Origin of the sequence: Ralstonia mojiangensis (assembly GCF_023955645.1) — a bacterium.
In the GTDB taxonomy this organism is placed as follows: domain Bacteria; phylum Pseudomonadota; class Gammaproteobacteria; order Burkholderiales; family Burkholderiaceae; genus Ralstonia; species Ralstonia mojiangensis.
Genome location: NZ_JAMXHU010000002.1, coordinates 91,882 through 117,419 on the forward strand (window position 1 = coordinate 91,882; position 25,538 = coordinate 117,419).

At 65.4% G+C, this 25,538-nt stretch carries 20 protein-coding genes and 1 pseudogene; all 21 read left to right on the forward strand.

Annotated elements, in window-relative coordinates:
- Nucleotides 1-119 precede the first annotated feature (119 nt).
- Nucleotides 120-311: pseudogene (locus tag NG898_RS07125) on the forward strand (hypothetical protein); the annotation flags it as partial.
- A gap of 256 nt (nt 312-567) precedes the next feature.
- A complete protein-coding gene (locus NG898_RS07130; protein WP_252691697.1) occupies nt 568-1,632 on the forward strand; it encodes a TetR/AcrR family transcriptional regulator in 1,065 nt (354 codons plus the stop codon).
- Nucleotides 1,633-1,749: 117 nt separating this feature from the next.
- Nucleotides 1,750-4,260 (forward strand): acyl-CoA dehydrogenase, encoded by a 2,511-nt coding sequence (locus NG898_RS07135; protein WP_252691698.1) that lies wholly within the window; start codon nt 1,750-1,752, stop codon nt 4,258-4,260.
- Between the two features lie 32 nt (nt 4,261-4,292).
- Nucleotides 4,293-5,705 carry a 3-oxoacyl-ACP reductase gene (locus tag NG898_RS07140; RefSeq protein WP_252691699.1) on the forward strand — a complete coding sequence of 471 codons (1,413 nt, stop codon included), beginning with the start codon at nt 4,293-4,295 and terminating at the stop codon, nt 5,703-5,705.
- 7 nt (nt 5,706-5,712) lie between these two features.
- Nucleotides 5,713-6,633, forward strand: coding sequence for a MaoC/PaaZ C-terminal domain-containing protein (locus NG898_RS07145; protein WP_252691700.1), 921 nt, complete (start codon nt 5,713-5,715; stop codon nt 6,631-6,633).
- Between the two features lie 4 nt (nt 6,634-6,637).
- Nucleotides 6,638-7,957 carry an acetyl-CoA C-acetyltransferase gene (locus NG898_RS07150; RefSeq protein ID WP_252691701.1) on the forward strand — a complete coding sequence of 440 codons (1,320 nt, stop codon included), beginning with the start codon at nt 6,638-6,640 and terminating at the stop codon, nt 7,955-7,957.
- An 89-nt stretch (nt 7,958-8,046) separates the two neighbouring features.
- Entirely contained in the window at nt 8,047-9,786 is a 1,740-nt protein-coding gene (locus NG898_RS07155; RefSeq protein ID WP_252691702.1) for an AMP-binding protein, read from the forward strand.
- Nucleotides 9,787-9,806: 20 nt separating this feature from the next.
- On the forward strand, nt 9,807-10,712 hold the full coding sequence (locus NG898_RS07160) for a DUF1571 domain-containing protein (protein ID WP_252691703.1): 906 nt from the start codon (nt 9,807-9,809) through the stop codon (nt 10,710-10,712).
- A gap of 211 nt (nt 10,713-10,923) precedes the next feature.
- Nucleotides 10,924-11,856 carry an OmpW/AlkL family protein gene (locus tag NG898_RS07165; RefSeq protein WP_252691704.1) on the forward strand — a complete coding sequence of 311 codons (933 nt, stop codon included), beginning with the start codon at nt 10,924-10,926 and terminating at the stop codon, nt 11,854-11,856.
- Nucleotides 11,857-11,996: 140 nt separating this feature from the next.
- Nucleotides 11,997-12,995, forward strand: a complete 999-nt coding sequence (locus NG898_RS07170; protein ID WP_252691705.1) for an NAD(P)/FAD-dependent oxidoreductase — start codon at nt 11,997-11,999, stop codon at nt 12,993-12,995.
- 90 nt (nt 12,996-13,085) lie between these two features.
- Nucleotides 13,086-13,499 (forward strand): hypothetical protein, encoded by a 414-nt coding sequence (locus NG898_RS07175; RefSeq protein ID WP_252691706.1) that lies wholly within the window; start codon nt 13,086-13,088, stop codon nt 13,497-13,499.
- 52 nt (nt 13,500-13,551) lie between these two features.
- Nucleotides 13,552-14,922, forward strand: a complete 1,371-nt coding sequence (gene miaB, locus NG898_RS07180; RefSeq protein ID WP_252691707.1) for a tRNA (N6-isopentenyl adenosine(37)-C2)-methylthiotransferase MiaB — start codon at nt 13,552-13,554, stop codon at nt 14,920-14,922.
- Between the two features lie 21 nt (nt 14,923-14,943).
- Entirely contained in the window at nt 14,944-15,936 is a 993-nt protein-coding gene (locus NG898_RS07185) for a PhoH family protein (protein ID WP_092973202.1), read from the forward strand.
- Between the two features lie 12 nt (nt 15,937-15,948).
- Nucleotides 15,949-16,761: an rRNA maturation RNase YbeY gene (gene ybeY / locus NG898_RS07190; RefSeq protein ID WP_252691708.1), complete on the forward strand. Its 813-nt coding sequence runs from the start codon at nt 15,949-15,951 to the stop codon at nt 16,759-16,761.
- Between the two features lie 371 nt (nt 16,762-17,132).
- On the forward strand, nt 17,133-18,290 hold the full coding sequence (locus NG898_RS07195) for a hypothetical protein (RefSeq protein WP_252691709.1): 1,158 nt from the start codon (nt 17,133-17,135) through the stop codon (nt 18,288-18,290).
- Between the two features lie 163 nt (nt 18,291-18,453).
- Complete coding sequence (locus NG898_RS07200) at nt 18,454-19,347, forward strand: HlyC/CorC family transporter (protein ID WP_252691710.1); 894 nt, start codon at nt 18,454-18,456, stop codon at nt 19,345-19,347.
- 64 nt (nt 19,348-19,411) lie between these two features.
- Nucleotides 19,412-20,923 (forward strand): apolipoprotein N-acyltransferase, encoded by a 1,512-nt coding sequence (gene lnt, locus NG898_RS07205; RefSeq protein WP_252692495.1) that lies wholly within the window; start codon nt 19,412-19,414, stop codon nt 20,921-20,923.
- A gap of 175 nt (nt 20,924-21,098) precedes the next feature.
- Complete coding sequence (gene glyQ, locus NG898_RS07210; RefSeq protein WP_252691711.1) at nt 21,099-22,085, forward strand: glycine--tRNA ligase subunit alpha; 987 nt, start codon at nt 21,099-21,101, stop codon at nt 22,083-22,085.
- Nucleotides 22,082-22,741, forward strand: a complete 660-nt coding sequence (locus NG898_RS07215) for a hypothetical protein (RefSeq protein ID WP_252691712.1) — start codon at nt 22,082-22,084, stop codon at nt 22,739-22,741. Before glyQ ends, NG898_RS07215 begins: the two co-directional genes overlap by 4 nt.
- A gap of 86 nt (nt 22,742-22,827) precedes the next feature.
- Nucleotides 22,828-24,921, forward strand: coding sequence for a glycine--tRNA ligase subunit beta (glyS, locus tag NG898_RS07220; protein WP_252691713.1), 2,094 nt, complete (start codon nt 22,828-22,830; stop codon nt 24,919-24,921).
- Nucleotides 24,922-24,952: 31 nt separating this feature from the next.
- A complete protein-coding gene (gmhB, locus tag NG898_RS07225) occupies nt 24,953-25,531 on the forward strand; it encodes a D-glycero-beta-D-manno-heptose 1,7-bisphosphate 7-phosphatase (RefSeq protein ID WP_252691714.1) in 579 nt (192 codons plus the stop codon).
- The last annotated feature ends 7 nt before the right edge of the window (nt 25,532-25,538 follow it).

The window sequence follows — 25,538 nt, forward strand, 5'->3', positions numbered from 1 at the left end:
CCACCGGCGCCCGCAAAGCCGCCAACGGCACATTCACCACATCCCCCAACCGCTCCGCCAACGAATACCGCCGGAAATGCGCAAGGAATGCGCCTTCGGCTGCTGACAGACGCCGCTCCGTCTATTGCGAAGACCCACAATCGCAGGTGGATGTCTCGACGCAGGGTTTCGGCCGCCTTGGCCAGGCCGGCGGCGCGATCGGGTTGCCGACGCCGGTCGTCCAGGAAGGCGGCTATCACCTCCCCGCCCTTGCACAAAACGCTGCCGCATTCTTCTGCGCCCTGACCTCGCTCTATCAGCCGGCCGGCTGACCCGCCTACCCGGCCCCAAACTCCCTTTGGCTTTTTTGATGTTTGCGTTCACTCACTTTCCAGACCATGTGTTTCATACATTGGCTGGGCAAGCTCCTCCCGTCTAGAGTGCCCGCTCGAATTGGGCGCTTGGTGTTTTCAAACGTCTGTTCCTAACATGCCCGGGCAACCCCATACACATGTTTGAATCGTACGTTCGAGCGCTGCACTGCAGCAATCGAGCCCGATATCAGGCCTAAAAAACGAGGTAGGAGACATGGGACGTCCTGGAGCAGGAGACACCAAGGGCCGCATTCTGGAAGCCACCGAACTGCTGTTCATCGATTTCGGCTACGAGGCGATGTCGTTGCGGCAGATTACGGCGCGCGCCAAGGTCAATCTGGCCGCGGTCAACTATCACTTCGGCAGCAAGGAAGCGTTGATGCAGTCGGTGCTTGGGCGCCGGCTCGACCCGCTCAACACGCGCCGGCTGGCGCTGCTGGATGCGTGCGAAGAGCGCTGGACCAAGGAGCAACTAACCTGCGACCACGTGCTCGGCGCGCTGTTTGTGCCGGCGCTGCAGATGGCGCGCAACCCCGACACCGGCGGCCCTGCGTTCCTGCGGCTGATGGGACGCGTGTATTCCGATACCTCGCCGTTCGTGCAGAACTATCTGCTCGGCCACTACGCACTGGTGTTCGATCGGTTCTTTGAAGCCTTTTCGCGTGCGCTGCCGCACCTGCCGCGCGCAGAACTGGGCTGGCGCCTGCACTTTGCGCTCAAGGCACTCGCCGGCGTGCTGGCCGGCGACGACCTCAACAACCTGCTCCCACTGTTCACGCAGGGCAAGACGATGAACGATGCCTCGCTGCTGGCACGCCTCACGGCGCTGGTGGTGGCTACGCTCAACGCCCCGCTGCCAGGTGAGGCCGGCGCGCTCGATCAGGTGGTCGAACTGGCCGAAGCACAGGTGCCCACGCCCGTCGCGCAAGCAGACGATGCCCCCAACGGCAACGACAGCGGCAATAGCGGCTCCGGTCGCCACGCAGGGCACGGCAATGGCCGCAGCGGCGAACGCAGCTCGACACCCACCACCGCCTCGCCCTTCGCCGGTGACCTGTTCGGCCGCACACCCGCCGCACGCGCCAGCGCCGACGATGCCGCAGACGACCACGACGATCTCGGCGCTGATGAGCACGATGATCATCACGGTGACGACAGCGATGGCGACGGCCCCGCGCCCTCTGCGCGCACCCGGGCATTGGCCGTTCGTCGCAGCAATGCGGCACGCGCGATCTTCCCGGCCAACCCGATGCGCCCCTGGCGCAGCCCTAACGCCTGACAACCCAGGCCCGGCGCCGATCTCCCGTGTGCTGGCACGGGAGTCGCTCGGGCAATTGGCAGGTACTGCCGCGTGTTCGAGGCATCCGGCACCTAGACGCATCGAATGGAGACCCTCATGACGACGATCTGGATCGTCCTGCTTTGCATCGGCGTGCTCGGGCTCGCCAGCATGGAAGCCTCGGCATTCGCCTGGCTGGTCGCGACCGCCGTGTGGCTGGTGGCCGGCGTCTGGCTGGGCCTGGTGGGCCCGGTAATGACCACGGTACTCGCCATCGTCTTTGTGCTGCCGGCGCTGGTGCTCGCGCTCAAACCGTTGCGCCGGGCACTCATCACGCGCCCGGTGCTGGCGATATTCCGCAAGATCATGCCGGAGATGTCGCAAACCGAGCGCGACGCCATCGAAGCGGGCACCGTCTGGTGGGATGCCGAACTGTTCTCCGGCCGACCCAACTGGTCGCGATTGCTGTCTTCGCCGCCGCCGAGCCTGTCGGCGGAAGAGCAATCTTTCCTCGATGTGGAAACCGAAAAGCTCTGCGACCTGGCCAACGATTGGGAAAGCACGCAGATCTGGCAGGACCTGTCGCCCGAGGCGTGGGCCTATGCGAAGCGCGCCGGCTTCCTGGGCATGATCATCCCGAAGGAATACGGCGGCAAAGGCTTCTCGGCGTACGCGCATTCGCAGGTCATCATGAAACTGTCGACGCGCTGCTCGGCCGCAGCCGTGTCGGTCATGGTGCCGAACTCGCTGGGGCCCGCCGAGCTGCTTTTGCACTACGGCACCGAAGCGCAGAAAAACCACTACCTGCCGCGCCTCGCACGCGGTGAAGAAATCCCGTGCTTTGCGCTGACCAACGCGTATGCCGGCTCTGATGCAGCAGCTATTCCCGATGTGGGCGTGGTCTGCCGCGGCATACACGAAGGCCGCGAGACGCTGGGCTTTCGCGTGACGTGGAGCAAGCGCTACATCACCCTCGGCCCCATCGCAACGGTGCTGGGGCTGGCGTTTCGCGCGGTCGATCCGGATGGCTTGCTCGGTAGCGACAAGGAGCCCGGCATCACCTGCGCGCTCATCCCGACGAAGCATCCGGGTGTGAACATCGGGCGCCGCCATTGGCCGCTCAACGCGGTGTTCCAGAACGGCCCAAACTCCGGCAAGGACGTGTTCATCCCCATCGACTGGGTGATCGGCGGCCAGGCGCAAGTCGGCCGTGGCTGGCGCATGCTGATGGAATGCCTGGCAGCGGGCCGGGCGATTTCGCTGCCGTCGTCCAACGTGGGCATGGCCAAGCTGGCCGTGCGCAGCACCGGTGCGTATGCCGCCGTGCGACGCCAGTTCCGTACGCCCATCGGCAAATTCGAAGGGATCCAGGAAGCGCTCGGTCGGATGGGCGGCAACCTGTACATGATGGATGCGGCGCGGCGTCTGTCTGCGCTCGCCGTTGACTTGGGCGAGAAACCTTCGGTCATCTCCGCCATTGCCAAGTACCACGTCACCGAACGTGCGCGCGATGTGGTGACCGATGCGATGGACATCGTCGGCGGCAAGGGCATCTGCATGGGGCCGAACAATTTCCTGGCACGTGCATATCAGCAAGTGCCGATCGCCATCACGGTGGAAGGCGCGAACATCATGACGCGCTGCCTGATCATCTTCGGACAGGGCGTGATCCGCTGCCATCCGTATGTGCTGCGCGAGATGACGGCCGCGCAAGGTGCCGATTCACCCGAGACGCTGCAGGCGTTCGATACGGCGCTGTTCGGCCACGGCGCGTTCATCGCAGGCAACCTGGTGCGTGCGTTCCTGCACGCGCTCTCCGGCGGCCGCGTGGCGCCGGCACCGGGCAATGCCGCACCGGAAATGCAGCGCTACTACCAAGCCGTGAACCGCTTCTCGACCGCGCTGGCGCTGCTGTCCGATGTGTCGATGTTCACGCTGGGCGGCACACTCAAGCGCCGCGAAAGCATCACGGGGCGGCTGGGTGACATCCTCTCGCAGATGTATCTGATCTCGTCCACGCTCAAGCGCTTTGAAGATGAGGGCCGTCCCGCCGAAGACGCACCGCTCGTACATTGGTCGGTGCAGGACGCGCTGGTGAAGGCGCACGATGCGCTCGACGGCGTGCTGGCCAACTTCCCGAACGCGGGCATCGCCGCGCTGCTGCGTGTGCTGATCTTCCCGTTTGGCACGCCGTATCGCAAGCCGTCAGATGCGCTGGCTGCGCAGGTTGCCGAGCTGATGCAAACGCCGGGCGCCGTGCGCGATCGCCTGCTGGCCGACTCGTACTGTCCGACACCCGAGGTCGACCCGATTGCCTATGGCGAAGCGGCCTTCCGCTTGCAACCGGCCGTGGACGCAATCGAGCAACGCTTGAAACCGGCCATCCGCGCAGGCAAGCTGCCGCCCGTGCCGCAGAGCCTGCCCGACTTCGAAGCCTGGACCGCGCAAGCCGTGGCGCAAGACCTCATCGACGAGGGCGAACGCAAGCAGCTGTGCGACTACGCGCGCTACGGTGAGCACGCAGTCGCCGTGGACGACTTCCCGCCCGACTTCAACCTGATGGCCGACCTGCAGCGCCGCAAGGATGCGCTCGATGCCCTGCAGGCCGCTGAGCGCCGCGCAGCCTGAGGGTCCGGGCCTGACCAACGACAACAATAACGATGCAAGACAAGTACCTCGATTTCGTCGGTTCCGGTTTCGGCAAGTGGCTGTCGGCCAACCTCGGCCTGCCGCAGCCGGTGCCGTTGCGCCGTTATGTGCCCGGCGAACCGGAATTTGTCGGGCCGTTCCTGGTGGGTGCGGCGCCGGGCGGCTCCATGCGCGAGACGCTCGCCGCGCTGTTTGCCGAGGCCGGCGTACCCACGCGCTTTCATGAAAGCGATCCGGAGTGGCTCGGCGCCGCCAACCGGCACGGGCAGATCACCGGACGCTTTGTCGCGCCCACCGGCAAAGAAGGCGAAGCATTTGATCGCATTGGCGGCATCGTCTTCGACGCCACGGGCATTGCGACGGTCGACGGCCTCGATGCGCTGTATCACGTATTCCACGATGGCGTCCGGGCCATCGGCCGCTGTGGGCGCGTGGTCGTGATCGGCCGTCCGCCGGAGGGCTGCAAGACGCCCGAGGCGTCGGTCGCGCAGCGCGCGCTGGAAGGACTGACGCGATCGCTCGGCAAGGAAGTCCGGCGCGGCTGCACGGCGCAGCTCGTCTACGTTGCCGAGGGTGCGGAAAACGTAGCCGCATCGACGCTGCGCTTTCTGCTGTCGGCACGCTCGGCATATGTGTCGGGGCAGGTGGTGCGCGTGCATCGCGCCGCTGCGGTCTCGGTGGATTGGCAGAAGCCGCTGGCCGGGCGCACCGCGCTGGTGACAGGCGCCTCGCGCGGCATCGGTGCAGCCATTGCGCACGTGCTGGCACGAGATGGCGCACGCGTGCTATGCCTGGACGTGCCCGCCGCACAGGAAGCACTGAACGCCGTCGCCCAGGAAATCGGCGGTGAAGCCATGGCGTACGACATTGCCGCACCGGAAACGCCCGCCCTGCTCGCGCAGCAACTTGCTGCATTGGGCGGCATCGACATCCTCGTGCACAACGCCGGCATCACGCGCGACAAGACCATCGCCCGCATGACCGAACCCGCTTGGCGCAGTGTGCTGGATATCAACCTCACCGCGCAGTTGCACATCAACGACGCGCTGCTTGCGGCCAATGCGCTGCTTGCGGGGGGCGCCATCGTGTGTGTGTCGTCCATCAGCGGCATTGCGGGCAACCTGGGGCAGACCAACTATGCGACGTCCAAGGCTGGCGTGATCGGCCTCGTGCAGGCTGGCGCACCGTTGCTGGCAGAACGCGGCATCACCATCAACGCCGTTGCGCCGGGCTTTATCGAGACGCAGATGACAGCGGCCGTGCCGTTTGCCATCCGTGAAGCCGGCCGCCGCATGAACGCAATGAGCCAGGGCGGTCAGCCGGTCGACGTGGCCGAGACGATTGCGTGGTTCGCCAACCCCGCGTCGAACGGCGTAACAGGCAACATCGTGCGCGTGTGCGGGCAAAGCCTGCTGGGAGCCTGACGCAACCATGCGCTCGCTAGCCCTGCCCTATCCGATGATCGCGACCCAGACGCTGGTGACCGAGCCGCCGTCGCCGGGTGCACTGGCCTGGCGCGCGCTGCTGTCGCAACGCAAGGGCAGGCGCGGCGGGCCGCTGCCCCGCCACACGCTGGTGCGTCAGGAAGTGCCGCTTGAGGCCGAGCACATCGCCCAGTATGCAGCGGTGTGCGGGTTCTCGCCCGCGCATGGCGTGCCGATGACGTATCCGCATCTTCTGGGCTTTCCGCTGCAACTCATGCTGATGACGGAATCGGCGTTTCCCTATCCGGTGATTGGCCTGGTGCACCTGTGCAACACGATCCGCCAGCACCAGCCTCTGCAGGCAGGCGAGCGGGTGCGCGTGGAAGTACGCCCCCGCCGGTTGTTCCACCATGCACGGGGGCAGGCGTTCGCTATTGAGACGGCCGTCATCAGGGGCCGTGCGGTGATATGGGAATCGCTTTCCACCTACCTGCGCGTAGGGGTGTCTTCTCCGCAGGGCGCACCGTTGATCGCGCTGCCAAATGCGCAGGAGTTGTCGCCCATCGGCCACTGGGATGTGCCTGCCGATACCGGCCGACGCTACGCCGGTGTGTCGGGCGACTGGAACCCCATCCACGTATCCAACATCGGCGCGAAGCTGTTCGGCTTCGCGCACCCCATTGCCCACGGCATGTGGACGAAGGCGCGTGCGCTGGCCGCCCTGCTGCCGGCGGCACCGCTCACCCAGGGCGAAGTGGTAGCCGAGTTCAAAACGCCGCTATCCCTGCCAGGCGCAGCGACGCTGTGGCAAGGCAACAAAGCCGCTCCCGGCCGCGCGTTTGAAGTGCGCAACGCCACGGGCGACAAACCTTATCTGCGCGGCATGCTGACGCTGCCACAAGCACCACAAGAAAACACGGGAGACTGAATTCATGCTCGTCAACGCGCAGGTGCGCCGCGTCGCCATCCTCGGGGGTAACCGCATTCCGTTCGCGCGCTCGAACACGGCCTACGCCACGGCATCGAACCAGCAGATGCTGACCGCCGCACTGCAGGGCCTGATCGACCGCTTCAACCTCCACGGCCAGCGCCTGGACGAAGTCGTGGCCGGCGCGGTCATCAAGCATGCGCGCGATTTCAACCTGACGCGCGAAACGGTGCTCTCCACCACGCTGGCCAAGCAGACGCCCGCCTACGACATCCAGCAGGCCTGCGGCACGGGGCTGGAAGCCGCCATCCTCGTCGCCAACAAGATCGCGCTGGGGCAGATCGACGTGGGTATTGCCGGCGGCACGGATACCACCTCCGATGCGCCCGTCGGCCTGAACGAGAAGATGCGCAAGATCCTGCTGGAGGCCAACCGCGCCAAATCCACCGGTGCGCGCGTCAAGGCGCTGGCCGGGCTGCGGCCCTCGATGTTCGTGCGCCCGCTCCTGCCGCGCAACAGCGAACCGCGCACCGGCCTGTCGATGGGCGAACACTGCGAACTGATGGCCAAGCGCTGGGGCATCCGTCGCGAAGATCAGGACGCGCTGGCCCTGCGCAGCCACCACAACCTCACGGCCGCCTACGAGCGCGGTTTCTTCACCGACCTGATGACCGCCCACCTGGGGCTCGATCGCGACAACAACCTGCGCAGCAACCTGACCATCGAGCAACTGGCAAAGCTGCAGCCGGTATTCGATCGCAGCGCGGCCGGCACCATGACGGCCGGCAACTCCACGCCGCTCACGGATGGCGCGTCGTGCGTGCTGCTCGCAAGCGAAGACTGGGCGCGCGCGCACAACCTGCCCGTGCTCGCCTACATGACCTGCGCGGACACGGCTGCCGTCGATTTCTTCAGCGGCACGCCGGAGCAGAACGAAGGGCTCTTGATGGCGCCGGCCTATGCCGTCTCGCGCATGCTGCAACGCGCGGGACTCACGCTGCAGGACTTCGATTACTACGAAATCCACGAAGCCTTTGCCGCCCAGGTGCTCAGCACGCTGGCCGCCTGGGAATCGCCCGAATACTGCCGCGAAAAGCTTGGCCGCAGCGCCCCGATGGGCAGCATCGACCGCAGCAAGCTCAACGTGAACGGCAGCTCGCTGGGCACGGGCCACCCGTTTGCCGCCACAGGCGGCCGCATTGTCGCCACGCTGGCCAAGATGCTGGCGCAGCGCGGCAGCGGGCGCGGGCTGGTGTCGATCTGTGCCGCTGGCGGACAAGGTGTCGTCGCCATTCTGGAGCGCCCCGAAACGATGTCGCATTGAACCTTCGGGCCAATACGGGAACGGCCCGACCCGAGAACCCGCGCGGCACATAACAAAACCACGCCGCGTTCTTCATGGACGGAGACACCATGAACACCGTTGCCGACCGCAACAGCCTTACCGACCGCATCTGGCTGAAGTCGTACCCCGAGGGCGTACCCGCCGAAATCAATCCCGATCGCTATCACTCGCTGGCCGAGGTGTTTCGCGAATCGGTGGAGAAGTACCGCACCCGCGTCGCCTACGTGAGTGTCGGCACCGAGATGACCTACGACGAATGCGAACGCCAGGCCAAGCAGTTTGCGGCGTGGCTGCAATCGCGCGGCGTGAAGAAAGGCGACCGCGTAGCGATCATGTTGCCCAACAGCCTGCAGTACCCGGTGTGCCTGTTCGGCACGCTGCTGGCCGGCGCCATCGTCGTCAACGTCAATCCGCTGTACACGGTGCCGGAACTGGCGCACCAGCTGCGCGATTCCGGCGCGCAGACGATCGTCGTGCTGGAGAACTTCGCACGCACGCTGGAGCAGGCGCTGCCAGGCAGCGAGATCCGCAACATCGTCATTACCGGCATTGGCGACCTGATGGGCGGTGCGCTCAACCTCAAGGGCCGCGCGCTGAACTTCGTGATGCGCCACGTGCAGAAGCAGGTACCGGCCTACAAGCTGCCGTCGCCGGTCTGGCTGCGCGATGCGTTGGCCGCGGGCAGCTCACGCGCAATGCAGCCAGTACAACTGGTGCCGGAAGACATCGCCTTCCTGCAATACACCGGCGGCACCACGGGCGTGGCCAAGGGCGCGATGCTCACGCACCGCAACATCATCGCCAACCTGCTGCAGGCCGAAGAGTGGTCCAAGAGCATGCTCAACGGCGGCGTGGAAACCAACGTCACGCTGCTGCCGCTGTATCACATCTTCTCGCTCACGGTGAACCTGCTGATGTTCATGACGCTGGGCGGGCGCAATATCCTGATCGCCAATCCGCGCGACACAAAGCGCGTGATCTTCATCCTGCGCAACGAGCGCTTCTCGGGCATTGCAGGTGTGAACACGCTGTTCAATGCGCTGTTGGAAGACCCGGACTTTGCCAAGCGCGATTTCTCGGCCATGAAGATCACCATCGGTGGCGGCATGGCAGTGCAGCGTGCGATTGCTCAGCGCTGGAAAGAGGTCACGGGCCACACCATCGTTGAAGGCTACGGGCTGACGGAATGCTCGCCGGTCGTGTCGATGAACCCGCCGCACGTGACTGAGTTCAGCGGCACGATCGGGCTGCCCGCGCCGTCCACCGAAGTGCGCTTCAAGCGCGACGATGGCACGATCGCGCCGCTGGGCGAACCGGGCGAACTGCAGGTGCGTGGGCCGCAAGTCATGCGCGGCTACTGGCAGCGCCCCGATGAAACCGCCAAATCCATCGATGCCGAGGGCTGGTTCTCCACCGGCGACATTGGCGTGATGGATGCCAACGGCTACATCCGCCTGATCGACCGCAAGAAAGACATGATCCTGGTGTCGGGTTTCAACGTGTACCCGAACGAGATCGAAGACGTGGTGGCACTGCATCCTGAGGTGCTGGAGGTGGCGGCGATTGGCGTGCCCGACCCCGTGGCCGGCGAGCGCGTGAAGATCATCGTGGTGCCGCGCACTGGCGCTCTGACCGAGCCCGCGCTGCTCGAACACTGCCGCGCCCATCTGACCGGCTACAAGATGCCGCGCATCGTCGAGTTCCGCCACGAAGAGCTGCCCAAGTCGACCGTGGGCAAGATTCTGCGCCGCGAGCTGCGCGATGCCGATCCGGACATCAAGCGCGCCCGCGCACAGGCGCAGCAATAACGCCAACACTGGAGACCCGTATGCATTTGCGTACCCTCGCCCTGGCCGTGGTGCTGGCAGGCGCCGCACACGCCTGGGCCCAGCCCGCCACGCCGGATGCTTCCGCGCCGGCGGCAGCCGCTCCGACGGCCACATCGCAATCGGCAGCCATCGGCAGCTTTGCCGCCATGGACATCGCCAGACAGACGGCTTGGCTCGGCAGCCAGGTCCACGCTAACGCGTTTGCGGGCTGGTCTGACGAAGACGTCCTGGCCATGGCGCAAGCCATGAAACCCGAAACGCTGGTGCGCTGGCTCAAGGGTGAGGTGGCCAAGCTGCCGGAATATGAATACCGCATGCGCCGCCAGGAACGCGTCAAAGACCAGTGGCAAAGCCAACCGGCGCTCATGCTGATCCGCTATCGCAATGCACCGCGCCAGGTCTACGCGCGTTGGCTCAAAGGCGGTTCGCACGCCGGTCAGGAAATCATCTACGACGAAACCGCGCGCAAGGATGAGATGTACGGCCACCTAGGCGGGCTCGTCGGTTTCGTGGCGATCTGGAGTGCGCTGGATGGCTCGCTGGCCAGATCGCAGTCGAACCACACGGCGCGCGAGCTGGGGCTGCAATTCATCGTCGACACGGTCGAGCGCGACGGACGCGCCCACGTGGCAGCCGGCGGCAACGGCAAGTTCAGTGAAGCCAAGATGGTGACCGAAGACGGTGAACGCATGCTGCGGCTGACCTGGGATGCGCCAAGCGGACCGCCCACGTTCTACGCCAAGCGCGTGCGCCTGTATTTCGACCTCAAAAACCCGTGGGTGCGCATTGAAGAAGCGTGGGATGAATCGGGCAATCAGCTCGAGAAAATCGTCATTGAGAGCGTGACGCGCAAGACCTGGAACGACCAGACTTTCAACCCTAAAAATCCGGAATACAAGTTTTAGACTGCCGCCCGTAGACCGTTGTGGGCCAAGGCTCCGCCGACCGGTGGAGAGTATGAAACGAGACTAGGGGAAACCCCTTGTTGCGTGCGTACACGCTAGAGGAAAACTTCGATCATCGCAGCGCAACCGAACAAAAGCGCTGCGTTATGCTGCGGAAACACAAATCGCCACACCAAGGCGTGATAACAATCCAATCAAGAGAGACAACCACATGAACCGCACCGCCCGTCGCCTTGCCGCAGCCCTTGCCTGCGCTGCCGCCAGCACCCTTGCCGCCCCCCTGGCTCACGCCCAATCCACCGCAGAAGCCAACGTGGCTGCAAGTGCCAGCAGCGGTAGCGGCAGTGGCATCAGCAGCAGCAGTGGTGGCGGCTTCAGCGGTTTCATGGACAACTACGTCTGGGGCCGTAACGTCATGGCACTGGGCTGGTTCTACATTCGCCCGATGGATTCGGCCACGCCGCTGACCACCACCACCAGCGCGCTGGGTCTCGGCACCTACCAGTCGCCAGGAACTGACGTGAAAGTCAGTAACGCGAATACGCTGTCGCTCACGTTCACGCACTTCTTTACCGACAACATCGCCGGTACGTTCGTGGGTGGCGTGCCGCCCAAGTTCAACCTGTACGGCAGCGGCAATGTGATCGCGCCGGTGCCGGTTGTCGGACCGCTGACGCTGATCAACCTGGGCCTGCCGCAAAACAACCCGGTCGCCACCGTGCGTGAATGGAGCCCGGCGATCGTCGCGCAGTACTACTTCGGCACCAAGGAAAGCAAGCTGCGCCCGTTTGTCGGCGCAGGCGTCAGCTACAACTTCTTCACCAACCTGAAGCTGAATCAAAACTTCGTCAACGGCCTGCAAAACCTGGGGCAGGTGCTGCAGCTCGGCATGGGCCAGGTTCCGACGGGCCCGGCCAAGGTGACGGCGGAAACGTCCAGTTCGTGGACGCCGGTCGCCAACGTGGGCGTGTCGTATGAGTTCGCCAAGAACTGGACCGCCATCGGCACGGTGTCGTATCTGCCGCTCAAGACGACCTCCACCATCACGATCCGCAGCCAGCAAGGCCAGGTGCTGGCGGTCAACAAGACCGACATCAAGGTCGATCCGATCGTGTTCGGGCTGGCTGTGGGTTACAAGTTCTAAGCCGCAGAATTGCGCCATCGCAAAACGCCACCTCCGGGTGGCGTTTTTCATTGGGGCGCGACCCGATATCATGGCGGACTATTACGCGACGATTGACGCGCCGATTTCCGGATTCCCCGCCCCACACTCACCCCACATCCATGAGCCAGCCTTCCATCGCCATCGTCGGAGCCGGCATTGCCGGTGTTGCCTGTGCCAACGCACTTGCCGCAGAAGGCATTGCCACCACGGTCTATGAGCGCGCGGGCGGTGTCGGAGGCCGGCTGGCCACCACGGTGCTCCCCGAGGCCGCACCGGCGTATGCGTTCGACCACGGCGCGCAGTCGTTCAACGTGCGCAGCGAGGCCTTCCGCCGCGCGGTGGATGCCGCCGGCCGTCAGGGCTCGGTGCTGCCGTGGCCCGCGCGCTGGGGCCATCGCACGGTCGACGCCCTGCAAGCCGATTCACGCGACGAAGCCCGCTACGTCGGCCTGCCCGGCATGGGCGCGCTGGTGCGCAGCTTAGCCGCGCCACTGGATGTGCGTTTCGGCCACGTCGTCACACGTGTGGCGCACGATGGCCGGCGCTGGACGATCGAGCGCAACGGCACGGAGGCCACTCACGCCGACATCATCGCGCTGGCCCTGCCCGCGCCTGAACTGCCGGCGCTGTTTCATGGCGCCACGCCGGCGTCGCTGCAGGAAGCAATCGCCCCGGTGCACTACGCCCCGTGCTGGGCGCTGATGATGGGTTTTGCGCAACCGCTGGACCTGCCGTATGACGGCATTCGCATCGACGACGATATGCTGGCCTGGGCCGCCCGTGACAACACCAAGCCGGGCCGCGTCATGGTCGATGAATCTTGGGTGGTGCATGCGTCGCCGGCCTGGTCGGCCGCGCATGCTCAGGACACGCCCGAACAGGCGCTCCACGCCATGCACGCCCGCTTTGCCGAAGCCTTCCCGGGCACGCCGCAGCCCGATCTGATGGCCGCGCACCTGTGGCCACACGCGCTGGTGGAGCAGTCCGCCGGCATGCCCTGCCACTGGGACGCCGCTGCCCGCCTGGGCGCCTGCGGCGATTGGTGCGAAGGCCCGCGCGTGGAAGCCGCGTTCCTGAGCGGCGTGGCCTTGGCCGCCAAGATTGCCGAAGCGCTATAAGACTTCGCCCCGGAACGCTACAATATCGGGTTGTCTCGTGTTTCGTGTGCCGGGTCGCTCACCCGGCGGTGGCTTTCTCCTGACGACGCCATGCGCACCCGACGCCAAGTCCTCGCCCTCGCCTTTGCTGCCGTTGCTGCGGTATCGGCGCCGCTGCTGTCCCATGCGCAAGTGCTGCGTAACATTCCGGCGGCGGCTCCGGCAGCCCAGTTGACCATCAATTCGGCCAACTCCGGCACGCTGAGTACCGGCAGCACCGGGATCGTCCGCATCCTGCTGTTGGGCTTTGGAAGCACCAGCGCCGATATCCGCTTCGCCCCGGGCGTGCGGATCCTGTCGCTGGATGGGCGGCTGCTTCCACCGGGTTCGGTGGTCGGCCAGACGTTCAAGGTGCGCTATCAGCTCGACTTGTATCAGCAGTTGCTGACAGCCTGGGTTGTCAGCGATGACGATTACAAGGCTGCGGTGGCGGCACAAAGTCAGGCGCAAGCGCAGTCTCAGTAGTCAGAGCCCCCCACGAAGCACGTGCCCCCAGGTCAACCACTGTGAACGGCACATGAAAAAAGTCTTCATCAAAACCTACGGCTGCCAGATGAACGAGTACGACTCGGACAAGATGTCCGACGTGCTCAACGCGGCCGAAGGCCTCGTCCCCACCGACACGCCCGAAGATGCGGACGTGATCCTCTTCAACACATGCTCCGTGCGCGAGAAGGCGCAGGAAAAGGTGTTCTCCGAACTTGGCCGCGTGAAGGCGCTCAAGGCGCTCAAGCCGGATCTCGTGGTCGGCGTGGGCGGCTGCGTGGCCAGCCAGGAAGGCGCGTCCATCGTGGCGCGCGCACCTTACGTCGACGTGGTGTTCGGCCCGCAGACGCTGCACCGCCTGCCCGACCTGATCGCGGCGCGCCGCCGTACGGGCCGCTCGCAGGTCGACGTGTCCTTCCCCGAGATCGAGAAGTTCGACCACCTTCCGCCCGCGCGCGTGGATGGCGCCACCGCCTTCGTGTCGATCATGGAAGGCTGCTCGAAGTACTGCAGCTACTGCGTGGTGCCATACACGCGCGGCGAAGAAGTCTCGCGCCCGTTCGACGACGTGCTGGCCGAAGTAGCGGGCCTAGCCGAGCAGGGTGTGCGTGAAGTCACGCTGCTGGGCCAGAACGTCAACGCCTACATCGGCAAGATGGGCGATACCAGCGAGCGGGCGGACTTCGCGCTGCTGCTGGAATACGTCGCCGAGATTCCGGGCATCGAGCGCATCCGCTACACGACCAGTCACCCGAAGGAATTCTCCACCCGCCTGATCGAGGCGTACGCCACCAACCCGAAGCTGGTCGACCACCTGCACTTGCCCGTGCAGCATGGCTCCGACCGCATCCTGATGGCGATGAAGCGCGGCTACACGGTCCTCGAATACAAGAGCAGCATCCGCAAGCTGCGCGCGATCCGGCCGAATATCTCGATCGCCACCGACTTCATCGTCGGTTTCCCGGGCGAGACCGACGCGGATTTCGCCAAGACGATGGACCTGATCCACGAGATCGGCTACGACACGTCGTTCAGCTTCATCTACAGCCCGCGCCCCGGCACACCGGCTGCCAACCTGCACGACGACACGCCGCAGGCCGTCAAGCTCGAACGCCTGAAACATTTGCAGGCGACCATCGAAGAAAACGTAGCACGCATCAGCCAAGGCATGGTCGGCAGCGTGCAGCGCATTCTGGTGGAAGGCCCGTCGCGCAAGGATCCGACGGAATTGCACGGCCGCACCGAGAACAACCGAGTCGTCAACTTTGCGCTGCCCGATCTGCCGCAGGCGCGCCGCGAACAGCTGATCGGCCAGATGCTCGACGTGCGCATCGTGCATGCGTTCCCGCATTCGTTGCGTGGCGAAGTGGCGGAACAGCGTACGGCCAGCGCGACTCACTGATCGTCAACACGACCTGACTTGATGAAACCCACCACCGCAGAATTCACAGCGCCGAAGAACGACAACACGCGCCTGCAGAACCTGTGCGGGCCGCTGGACGAGAACCTGCGCCAGATCGAGCAAGCGCTGGACGTGACCATCAACCGGCGCGGCAGCAAGTTCACCGTGCGTGGCGCCAATGCACAAGGTGCGGCCAACGCGCTGGAGACGTTCTACAACGCTGCGCGTGAGCCGCTGTCGGTGGACGACATCCAGCTCGGCCTGGTGGAAACCCGCCAAGTGGCCGCACACGGGGCGTACCTGCCGGAATCGAGCGCCGACGTGCCGGATGGCAATGATCTGTCGCCGGTGCTGCATACGCGGCGCACCGATCTGCACGGCCGCACACCGATGCAGCGCGAGTACCTGCGTAGCATCCTCTCGCACGACCTGTCGTTCGGCATCGGCCCCGCGGGTACGGGCAAGACGTATCTGGCGGTGGCCTGTGCGGTGGATGCGCTGGAGCGCGACGCCATCAAGCGCATCGTGCTGACACGCCCCGCCGTGGAAGCCGGCGAACGCCTGGGCTTCCTGCCCGGCGACCTCGCACAAAAGGTCGACCCGTACCTGCGTCCGCTGTACGACGCGCTGTACGACCTGCTCGGCTTCGACAAGACGCAGAAGATGTTCGAGCGCCAGATGATCGAGATCGCGCCGCTGGCGTACATGCGCGGGCGCACACTCAATCACGCCTTCATCATCCTGGACGAAGCCCAGAACACCACGCCGGAACAGATGAAGATGTTCCTCACGCGGATCGGTTTCGGCTCCAAGGCGGTGATCACCGGCGACACAACGCAGATCGATCTGCCGCGCGGCCAGAAGAGCGGCCTGATCGAAGCGCAGCATGTGCTGCGTGACGTGCGCGGCGTAGCGATGACGCGCTTTACCAGCGTCGACGTGGTGCGGCACCCGCTGGTGGCCCGCATCGTCGAGGCCTATGACGAATTCCATGCCCAGCATAAAGATGCATAAGGACGCCTGAACGTGGCTAAAGCAAAGACCGATACCAAAGCAAAACCCAAGAAGACCCAACCCACGGCGGCCGAGTCATTCGGCCCGCGCGTCGACGTGTTTGACGCCCAAGGCAAACCCAAGACGGTCGACGCCAGCGCGCTGCGCATCGCATTTGCCGATGGTCGTAGCCTGATCCTCGGTCTGCCGAATACCGTGGACGGGCCAATCACCCTGGTTGCCGAGCACGCCGACGCCGACATGCACGCCATGCTCTCGCTGCGCCCCGAGCACCACGACAGCATCACGTTGCGCATCGAAACCCAGGCCGCTGAGTTAGCCGACTCCAAGGAAGAAGCCTTCGATGACGACACTGCCGGCGCCGAGATGCTCACGCTCGACCTGACGGTGCAATACGGCGATGAACTCAAGGCTGCCGCTCGCAAGGCATTGCCGAAGGAACGCGACATTGAAGCGTGGATCGCCCCTGCCCTGTTTGCCGATGCGCAGCTCAACGTGCGCTTTGTCGGCGAAGAAGAAGGCCGCACGCTCAACCGCACCTACCGCGGCAAGGACTACGCCACCAACGTGCTGACCTTCTCGTACGCGGAGAGCGAGGAAGACCCGGTCTCTGCCGACATCGTGCTGTGCTGCGCGGTGGTCGAAAAGGAAGCGAAGGAACAGAAGAAGCCGCTGCCCGCGCACTACGCGCATCTGATCGTGCATGGCGCGCTGCACGCCCAAGGCTACGACCACGAAGACGCGGCCGATGCAAAGGAAATGGAAGGCATCGAAACGGAGATCCTTCGCGACCTCGGTTTTGCCGATCCGTATGCAGCTCGTTAAAGCGCAACGCGCTTGATGTTCAAACGCCGGCCTCGCGCCGGCGTTTTGCTTTTGCATGTTCCATTCTTGCAGCATGCCGTTTCAACACTGAATCAACCCGCATTGAGAAAAATCCAGTCCTGACAACGGTTTACGGGTTTTTCTCCGCCATTCGGCGCATGCTCGCGCCGTTCGAATCGCGCATACACGTCGCACAGGCCGTCGGCCATCCGGAACCCCCGCCGCTCTCCTTATGGCGCATGGGTTTTGCCGTAGCGATTTCTATCCTCCACGCATAAGCCGCCACTCGAGCGCGCTTCACGAATTCGGCGCAAACGAGCGCCATCGGCCAGCCCGCGCACAGACGGGCAAGGCCATGCGGGGAGGTCATCATGCGTCAACGCTTCATGGACAGCATTCCGTGGGCCACGCTGCTGCTGGGCGTGGGTGTCGGCACGGCGCTGGCAGTCACGCCACGCATCGCACACGCTGATCACAAGCAATCGTGCTATGCGGGCATCGTCGTCGTGTTCGACGGCGCGTGGCATCCGGGCGCAGTGGTCGGTTGCCGCACCGTCAACATCTCCGACAGCAACAACGTGGTCGGCGCCGAGGTGAACCTGATGGTCGCTCAAGGCACCATCCGGCCGCGCTTGCAGGCGGTGGTGGGCAGCACGAGCGTGCAGGCGCTCATTGGCGGCGGCTACGACTTCGCGAGCAGCAAGGCACTGGTGGGCGTCGGCGCCACGGGCGACCATTGGCTCGCGGGCGTTGACATGGAAATCGCCGGACGCTGGACGGCCTACGGTGGCGCGAGCACGCTGGGCCGGTATCACAGCAATTCGCGTCCTGCAGACCCGGCACCGGCCGCAACCACGCCGACGAGCAACAACGAGGCGCCGCCACCCAACGGCAACAACACGCCGCCGCCCTCCAAGCCCAGCCCCACACCGGCCCCCGCACCCGGCGCATCGCCCAGCCCCGGCCCCACGCCGACGCCGACGCCAACACCGAGCCCCGGGCCAAGCCCGTCGCCCGCTCCATCGCCGAGCCCGAGTCCAACACCGACACCAGCCCCAACGCCGACGCCAACGCCGAGCCCATCGCCAGTCCCATCGCCGTGCGGAAGTTGCCACGGAGGCGGTCACCATCACGGGCACCACCATGATCACGACCACGATCATGATCACGGCGGACATCACGGTGGTGATCACGACCATGGTGGAAATGGCAATCACGGCGGTGACCACGATCATGGCGGCGACGGCAATCACGGTGGCGATCACGACCATGGCGGCAAGGGCAACCACGGCGGTGATCACGGCCATGGCGGCGACGGCAATCACGGTGACGATCACGACCATGGCGGCAAGGGCAACCACGGCGGTGACCACGATCATGGCGGCGACGGCGACGGCTCTGGCGGGCACAGCCAGCATCATGGTCAGGGCGAAGGCGGCCCGGGCCAGAACGACAATCATCAGGGCAACGATGGCAGCAACACGCACGACAACGGCCAACAACGCGGCGGCGACGGCGGACGCGACTGACCGCTCCCCCTTCGGCAGAAGGTCCGTCCTTAACGCGCCCGAACCCGGCCTCCAGATGTGAAATAAAACGCACTTCCGGAGGCTGGGCGGCCACCCCGCGTCATCGGGGCGGCAGGGCTTTTGGTGTATGCTGGGCCGATGTTTAACGACGCGCGACCGCGCCATGAATGATCCGTATCCCAGTCCGAAGCCAGCCGACAAACCCCGTACGCTGCTGGAACGCCTGACCGACCTCATCTCGCCCGAGCCCGAATCGCGGGCCGAGCTGCTCGAAATCCTCCAAGACGCCCATGCGCGCAGCCTGATCGACGCCGACTCCCTGTCGATGATCGAAGGCGTCTTCCAGGTCTCAGATCTATGTGCGCGCGACATCATGATCCCGCGCGCGCAGATGGACGCGCTCAACATCGCCGACGCGCCGTCAGAGTTCATTCCCTTCGTGCAGGAAGCCGCGCATTCGCGCTTCCCCGTCTACGAGGGCAGCCGCGACAACATCATCGGCATCCTGCTCGCCAAGGACCTGCTGCGCTTCTACACCGACGCAGACTTCGATGTGCGCGACATGCTGCGCCCGGCCGTGTTCATCCCCGAATCCAAGCGACTGAACGTGCTGTTGCGCGACTTCCGCGTCAACCGCAACCACATCGCCATCGTCGTTGACGAATATGGCGGCGTGGCCGGCCTCATCACCATCGAAGATGTGCTCGAGCAAATCGTCGGCGACATCGAAGACGAATACGACTTCGACCAGGAAGAAGACAACATCCTGCCGACCGCCGATGGCCACATGCGCGTGCGCGGGCTGACCGAAATCAGCCAGTTCAACGAAGCCTTCGGCACGCATTTCTCCGACGAAGACGTCGATACCGTGGGCGGGCTGCTGTCCAACCACCTGGGCCGCGTGCCGCACCGGGGCGAGAAGATCGTCATGGGCACGCTGCAATTCGACGTCCTGCGCGCCGATGCGCGCCAGGTGCAGGTGCTGCTCGTGCGCCGCCTCACCACGCCGGCCGGCGGCAATGCCACGGCCGACACTTCTGGTTCCCACCCCGCCTGATCCTTCCGTGCCCGCTCAGTTCTCTTCCCCTGCCGCACCGTCCCGTCGGCAGGACGCCCAAGCTGTGCCGCTCGCGCGGCTGCGTTTTGCGATGCCGCTGGCAGCGCTGCTTGGCGTCATGCATACGCTGTCGTTCGCGCCGAACCACTGGTGGTGGCTGCAGATCCTCTCGCTGACGGGGCTGGCCGCGCTCGTGCAGCGCGCCCCGCGCTTGCGTGATGCGGCATGGGTTGGCTATGCATTCGGGCTCGGCTGGTTCCTGTCCGGCGTCTGGTGGCTCTATATCAGCATGCACGTCTACGGCGACATGCCGGCATGGATGGCCGCGCTGGCCGTGCTGCTGTTCGCTGGCTATCTGGCGCTGCATCCGGCGCTGGCGGTGTGGGCATGGCAGTGGCTAACACGACGCGGACGGTGGTCCGGTACCGCATCCGCGCTTGTATTTGGCGCGGCATGGGCCGTCACGGAGTGGCTGCGCGGCACGGTCTGGACGGGCTTCCCCTGGATCAACGGCGGTTACGCGCACACCGATGGCCCACTGGCCGGCTACGCGCCGCTGGTGGGCGTCTACGGCATCGTGCTGATCGCCGCCGTGCTGGCCGGCCTGCTGTGCGTCGCGGCCGAGCGCCGCCTGCATTGGCTGGCGGGGCTCGCCGGTGCGCTCCTGCTGGTGGCCGGCTGGCCGCTGCACGGCATTGCGTGGACGCAGCCGACAGGCAAGCCGATCTCCGTACGCCTCTTGCAGGGCAATGTGCCGCAAGACGTGAAGTTCCAGCAGACCGGCATCGAGCGCTCGCTGGAGCTGTACACCAAGATGGTCACCGAAAAACCCGCGCAACTGGTGGTCACGCCCGAGACGGCCTTCCCGATCATGATTCAGGAGATGCCGCAGGAGATCGCGCTGGCCATCCGCACCTATGTGGATACCACCGGCTCAAGCGTGCTCTTTGGAGCCGCCAGCGAGGACTCGCGCGTCGACTACACCAACAGCGTGTTCGGCGTCGGCCCGCAATTCCAAGGCGTCTACCGCTACAACAAGCACCACCTCGTGCCCTTCGGCGAGTTCATCCCCTTCGGTTTCCACTGGTTCGTCAACATGATGAACATGCCGCTGGGCGACTTCCGGCGCGGCCTGCCGGTGCAGCCGCCCATGGCGGTGGCCGACCAGCGTGTCGCACCCAACATCTGCTACGAGGATTTGTTTGGCGAGGAAATTGCCGCATCGCTACGGCATGCGGATCAGCCCGCCACGATGCTCGCGAACGTGACGAATCTTGCATGGTTTGGCGACACGATCGCGCTGGACCAGCACCTGCAGATCTCCCGCATGCGCGCGCTGGAAACGGGCCGTCCGATGCTGCGCGCCACCAACACGGGGGCGACCGCAGTGGTGCGGCCCGACGGCAGCGTACAGGCCCGTCTGCCCGTCTTCACGCTTGGCACATTGCAGACTGACGTGCAAGGCACGCAAGGCCTGACGCCATTCGTGCGGACCGGCAACGCGCCCGCGCTGGGCCTGGGCGCGCTGGTTCTGCTGGTGGCATTCGTGCGCCGCCGCCGGGCTTCGGCAGATTGATCGTTCAGCGTCCGGAGGGCTTTCGAGCCACTTTCCGGAGTCGCTGACAAAAAACGCTAAAATTCAACGTTTTACGGCGGGCAGGGAGCCAGGCGCTTCCCGTGCCCGCCGCTGCATTCCACCGTCGCGCGGCGCAACGCACGTTCCGTGCCGCCGCGGACCAACGGGTACCACCATGCTTACCTTCCAGCAACTCATTCTCAAGCTGCAGTCGTACTGGGACGCCCAGGGCTGCGCCCTGCTGCAACCGATCGACCTCGAAGTCGGCGCGGGCACGTCGCACGTGCACACCTTCCTGCGCGCGATCGGCCCGGAGCCGTGGCGTGCCGCCTACGTGCAACCGTCGCGCCGCCCCAAGGACGGCCGCTACGGCGAGAATCCGAACCGCCTGCAGCACTACTACCAATATCAGGTGGTGTTGAAGCCCGCGCCGGAAAACATCCTCGACCTGTACCTCGGCTCGCTGGAAGCGCTGGGCCTGGACCTCAAGCAGAACGATGTGCGCTTCGTCGAAGACGACTGGGAAAACCCCACGCTCGGCGCCTGGGGCCTCGGCTGGGAGGTGTGGCTCAACGGCATGGAGGTCACGCAGTTCACGTACTTCCAGCAAGTCGGCGGCCTGGACTGCAAGCCCGTGACCGGTGAGATCACCTACGGCATCGAGCGCTTGGCGATGTACCTGCAGCAGGTCGAGAACATCTACGACCTGGTCTGGACGGAGTGGGAAGAGCCGGGCCCGAACGGCTCCGTGAAGCGCCGCCTGACCTACGGCGACGTCTATCACCAGAACGAAGTCGAGCAATCGACCTACAACTTCGAACAAGCCGACACGACGGTGCTGTTCCGCCGCTTTGCCGAGCACGAAGCCGAAGCCAAGCGCCTGATGGGCGTGCGCGCAGAAGGTGATGCCGCTGCCGAGGGCGACGCACCTGTCGTGCAACTGGCCCTGCCGGCCTACGAGCAAGTGCTCAAGGCCGGCCACACCTTCAACCTGCTGGACGCACGCGGCGCCATTTCGGTGACGGAGCGCGCGGCCTACATCGGCCGCATCCGCAATTTGTCGCGCCTGGTCGCGCAGGCTTACTACGATTCGCGCGAACGCCTCGGCTTTCCGATGTGCGGCACAGCCGCTGCCGCCGCCAAGACCACGGAGGCCGCATGACGGCCAACCGAGCACGGCGTGGCCTGGCGCTGCTGACGGCAGCGTCCATCGCCGCGCTGGCGCTACCGGCGAGTGTCGCGCAAGCGGCGCGGCATCGCACGTCCAAGGCGGCATCGACGGAGAAGGTTTTTGTCGTGCCCAGCACCCTGACGCAGCTTTGCGTGGCCGATTCCAAGCCGCTGCAGCAAGCGCTGACCACGGCCTGGACGCCGCCGCCGCCATCGATCGATCAATGGACGAGCCTGGTGCGCACGATGGCCTGCGACCTCTCCGGCGCGCGTGACCTCGGCTGGCATCGCGTACCGTTGCGCACGTATGCGACGGCCCTGCGCTTCCCGCTCACGTGGGTGGAGTGGCAAGGCACCGGCGCAAAGGCACAGCGCCGTGTGCGCGTGTTCCGCTCGGCAGGGCAACTGCCGAGCCGTCTGGAATTCAACGTGTCCGGCACGCTGCAAGAGGTGCGCTACGACGCGCGACGCGGCTTGTTGTCTGCGCGGTTCCTGCGCCGTGACGCGGCCGCGCCCGGCACCACGCCTGCCCCGATTGCACCGCCTCCGCCGCCGGGCCAGTGCGCCGGCACGCAATTGCAGTTCCAGCAGCAGAACGGCGTGTGGCTGCTCTCGGGCGTGGAGCCCGTGCCCGGCTCGCCCTGCTGATCACTGAACCGAACCACACAACGTACCGCCGCACCTGATCTGAACACCCTGCGGCGCAGAACAACGACGTCACCGATTCAAACGCTATGTCCACCCTCCTGATCGAACTGCTGACCGAAGAACTGCCGCCCAAGGCGCTGGCCCGCCTGGGCGAGGCGTTTGCGCGCGGCCTGTTTGACGGTCTGTCGGCGCAAGGCCTGCTCGAAGAGGGCGCCGCCGTGGAAGGTTTTGCCACGCCGCGCCGCTTGGCCGCATCGATCACCGGCGTGCGCCGCACCGCGCCCGATCGCGAACTGCGCGAGAAAGTGCTGCCCGTGACGGTCGCCTTCGATGCCGAGGGCAAGCCCGCCGCGCCGCTCGTCAAGAAGCTGGCTGCACTGGCCAAGACCGTGGGCGTGGACGCCATCGCCCCTGAATCGCTCGAACGCGCGCCTGACGGCAAGGCCGAAGCGCTGTTCTATCGCTATACCGCGCGCGGCGCCGTGCTGGCCGACGGCCTGCAGACGGCACTGTCGCAGACCATCGCCAACCTTCCGATCCCGAAGGTGATGACGTATCAGCGCCCGAACGGCGAGAACGTTCAGTTCGTGCGCCCCGCACACAAGCTGATCGCGCTGCTCGACAGCGAAGTCATCCCGGTCAGCGCATTTGGCCTGCAAGCTGGCAACGTGACGCTGGGCCACCGTTTCCTGTCGGCCGGCGAAATCGTCATCCAAAACGCCACGTCGTATGCGAGCACGCTGGAATCGCAGGGCAAAGTCATTGCCGGCTATGGCAAGCGCAAGGAAGCCATCCGCGCCGAGCTGCTCAAGACGGCCGGCGCCGATACGGTGGTCATGCCCGAAGCGCTGCTGGATGAAGTGAACGCGCTGGTCGAATGGCCCGTGGTCTACCCCTGCCATTTCGAGGAAGCGTTCCTCGCCGTGCCGCAGGAGTGCCTGATCCTGACCATGCAGACCAACCAGAAGTACTTTGCACTGACCGATGCACAAGGGCACCTGCGCAACCGCTTCCTGATCGTCTCGAACATCGCCACGGGCACGCCCGAGGCCATCATTCAAGGCAACGAACGTGTGGTCCGCCCGCGCCTGGCCGACGCCCGCTTCTTCTTCGAACAGGACAAGAAAAAGCCGCTGGCCGATCGTGTGCCGTTGCTTTCGCGCGTGGTCTATCACAACAAGATCGGCACGCAGCTTGAGCGCGTGTCGCGCCTGCAGGCCATCGCAGGCCAACTGGCCGAGAAGCTCGGTGCGGATGTGGCACACGCCTCGCGCGGCGCGTTGCTGGCCAAGGCCGATCTGCTGACCGACATGGTGGGCGAGTTCCCCGAGCTGCAGGGCACGATGGGCACCTACTACGCCCGCCACGACGGCGAACCCGACGACGTGGCGCTGGCCTGCTCCGAACACTACCAACCGCGCTTTGCCGGTGACGCGTTGCCCAGCACCGCCACCGGTACCGCGGTGGCATTGGCCGACAAGCTGGAAACGCTGGTTGGCATCTGGGGCATCGGCCTGCAACCCACGGGTGAGAAAGATCCGTTCGCGCTGCGCCGCCACGCGCTGGGCATCCTGCGCATGCTGATTGAGAAGCCGCTCGTTCTCACGATCGACGATGCGCTGCAGATTGCCGCCGCCAGCTTCGATGGCATCGCGGCCGTCAAGCCGGACCTGGCCGCCATCTCCGACTTCCTGTACGACCGCCTGCGCGGCTACCTGAAGGACAAGGGCTACAGCACCAACGAGGTGGAAGCCGTGGTCAGCCAGCGCCCGCAGCGTCTGGACGACATCGTCGCGCGCCTCGAAGCCGTGCGCGCCTTTGCTGCCCTGCCGCAGGCAGAAGCGCTGGCCGCCGCCAACAAGCGCATCACCAACATCCTGAAGAAGACCGACGTGGCCATTGGTGCCGTGCAGCCGCAACTGCTCAAGGAAGACGCTGAGCGCGCCCTGCACCAGGCGGTGGCCTCGTCGGAGCCGCAGGTGCACGATGCCTTCGCACGCGGCGATTTCACCACCGCGCTCAAGACGCTGGCCGGCCTGCGCGAAGCGGTCGACACCTTCTTTGACGGCGTGATGGTGATGGCCGACGACACCGCGCTGCGCGACAACCGCCTCGCGCTGCTGGGTGAACTGCACGGCTTGATGAACCGCGTCGCGGACATCTCCAAGCTGGCCGCCTGATCGGCACCCCAAGCACCGTTCGGAGCCCACCATGCCCCATGTTCCCAAACTGGTGATTCTCGACCGCGATGGCGTCATCAACCACGACAGCGACCAGTTCATCAAGTCGCCTGACGAGTGGATCGCCCTCGACGGCAGCCTGGAAGCCATTGCCGAGCTGAACCAGGCCGGCTACCAGGTGGTGGTGGCAACCAACCAGTCGGGCATCGGGCGCGGCCTGTTCGAGGCCGCCGCGCTCAACGCCATGCACGAGAAGATGTACAAGGCGCTCGCCACCTACGGCGGGCGCGTCGATGCCGTCTTCTTCTGCCCGCACACCGCCGCCGATGCGTGCGAGTGCCGCAAGCCCAAGTCCGGCATGCTCCGCGAGATTGCACGCCGCTTCGACATGGACCTGACGGGCGTGCCAGTCGTGGGTGACTCCCTGCGCGACCTGCAAGCCGGTGTCGAAGTTGGTGCCGTACCTCACCTCGTACTGACCGGCAAAGGCGTCAAGACCCGCGATGCCGGTGACCTGCCCCCAGGCACCCAGATTCATCAGGACCTGCGTGCGTTTGCGCGTGCGCTGCTATCCCCTGCGCCCCAGGGCACGCCCACGCGCGCCCCTTGAATTCGCC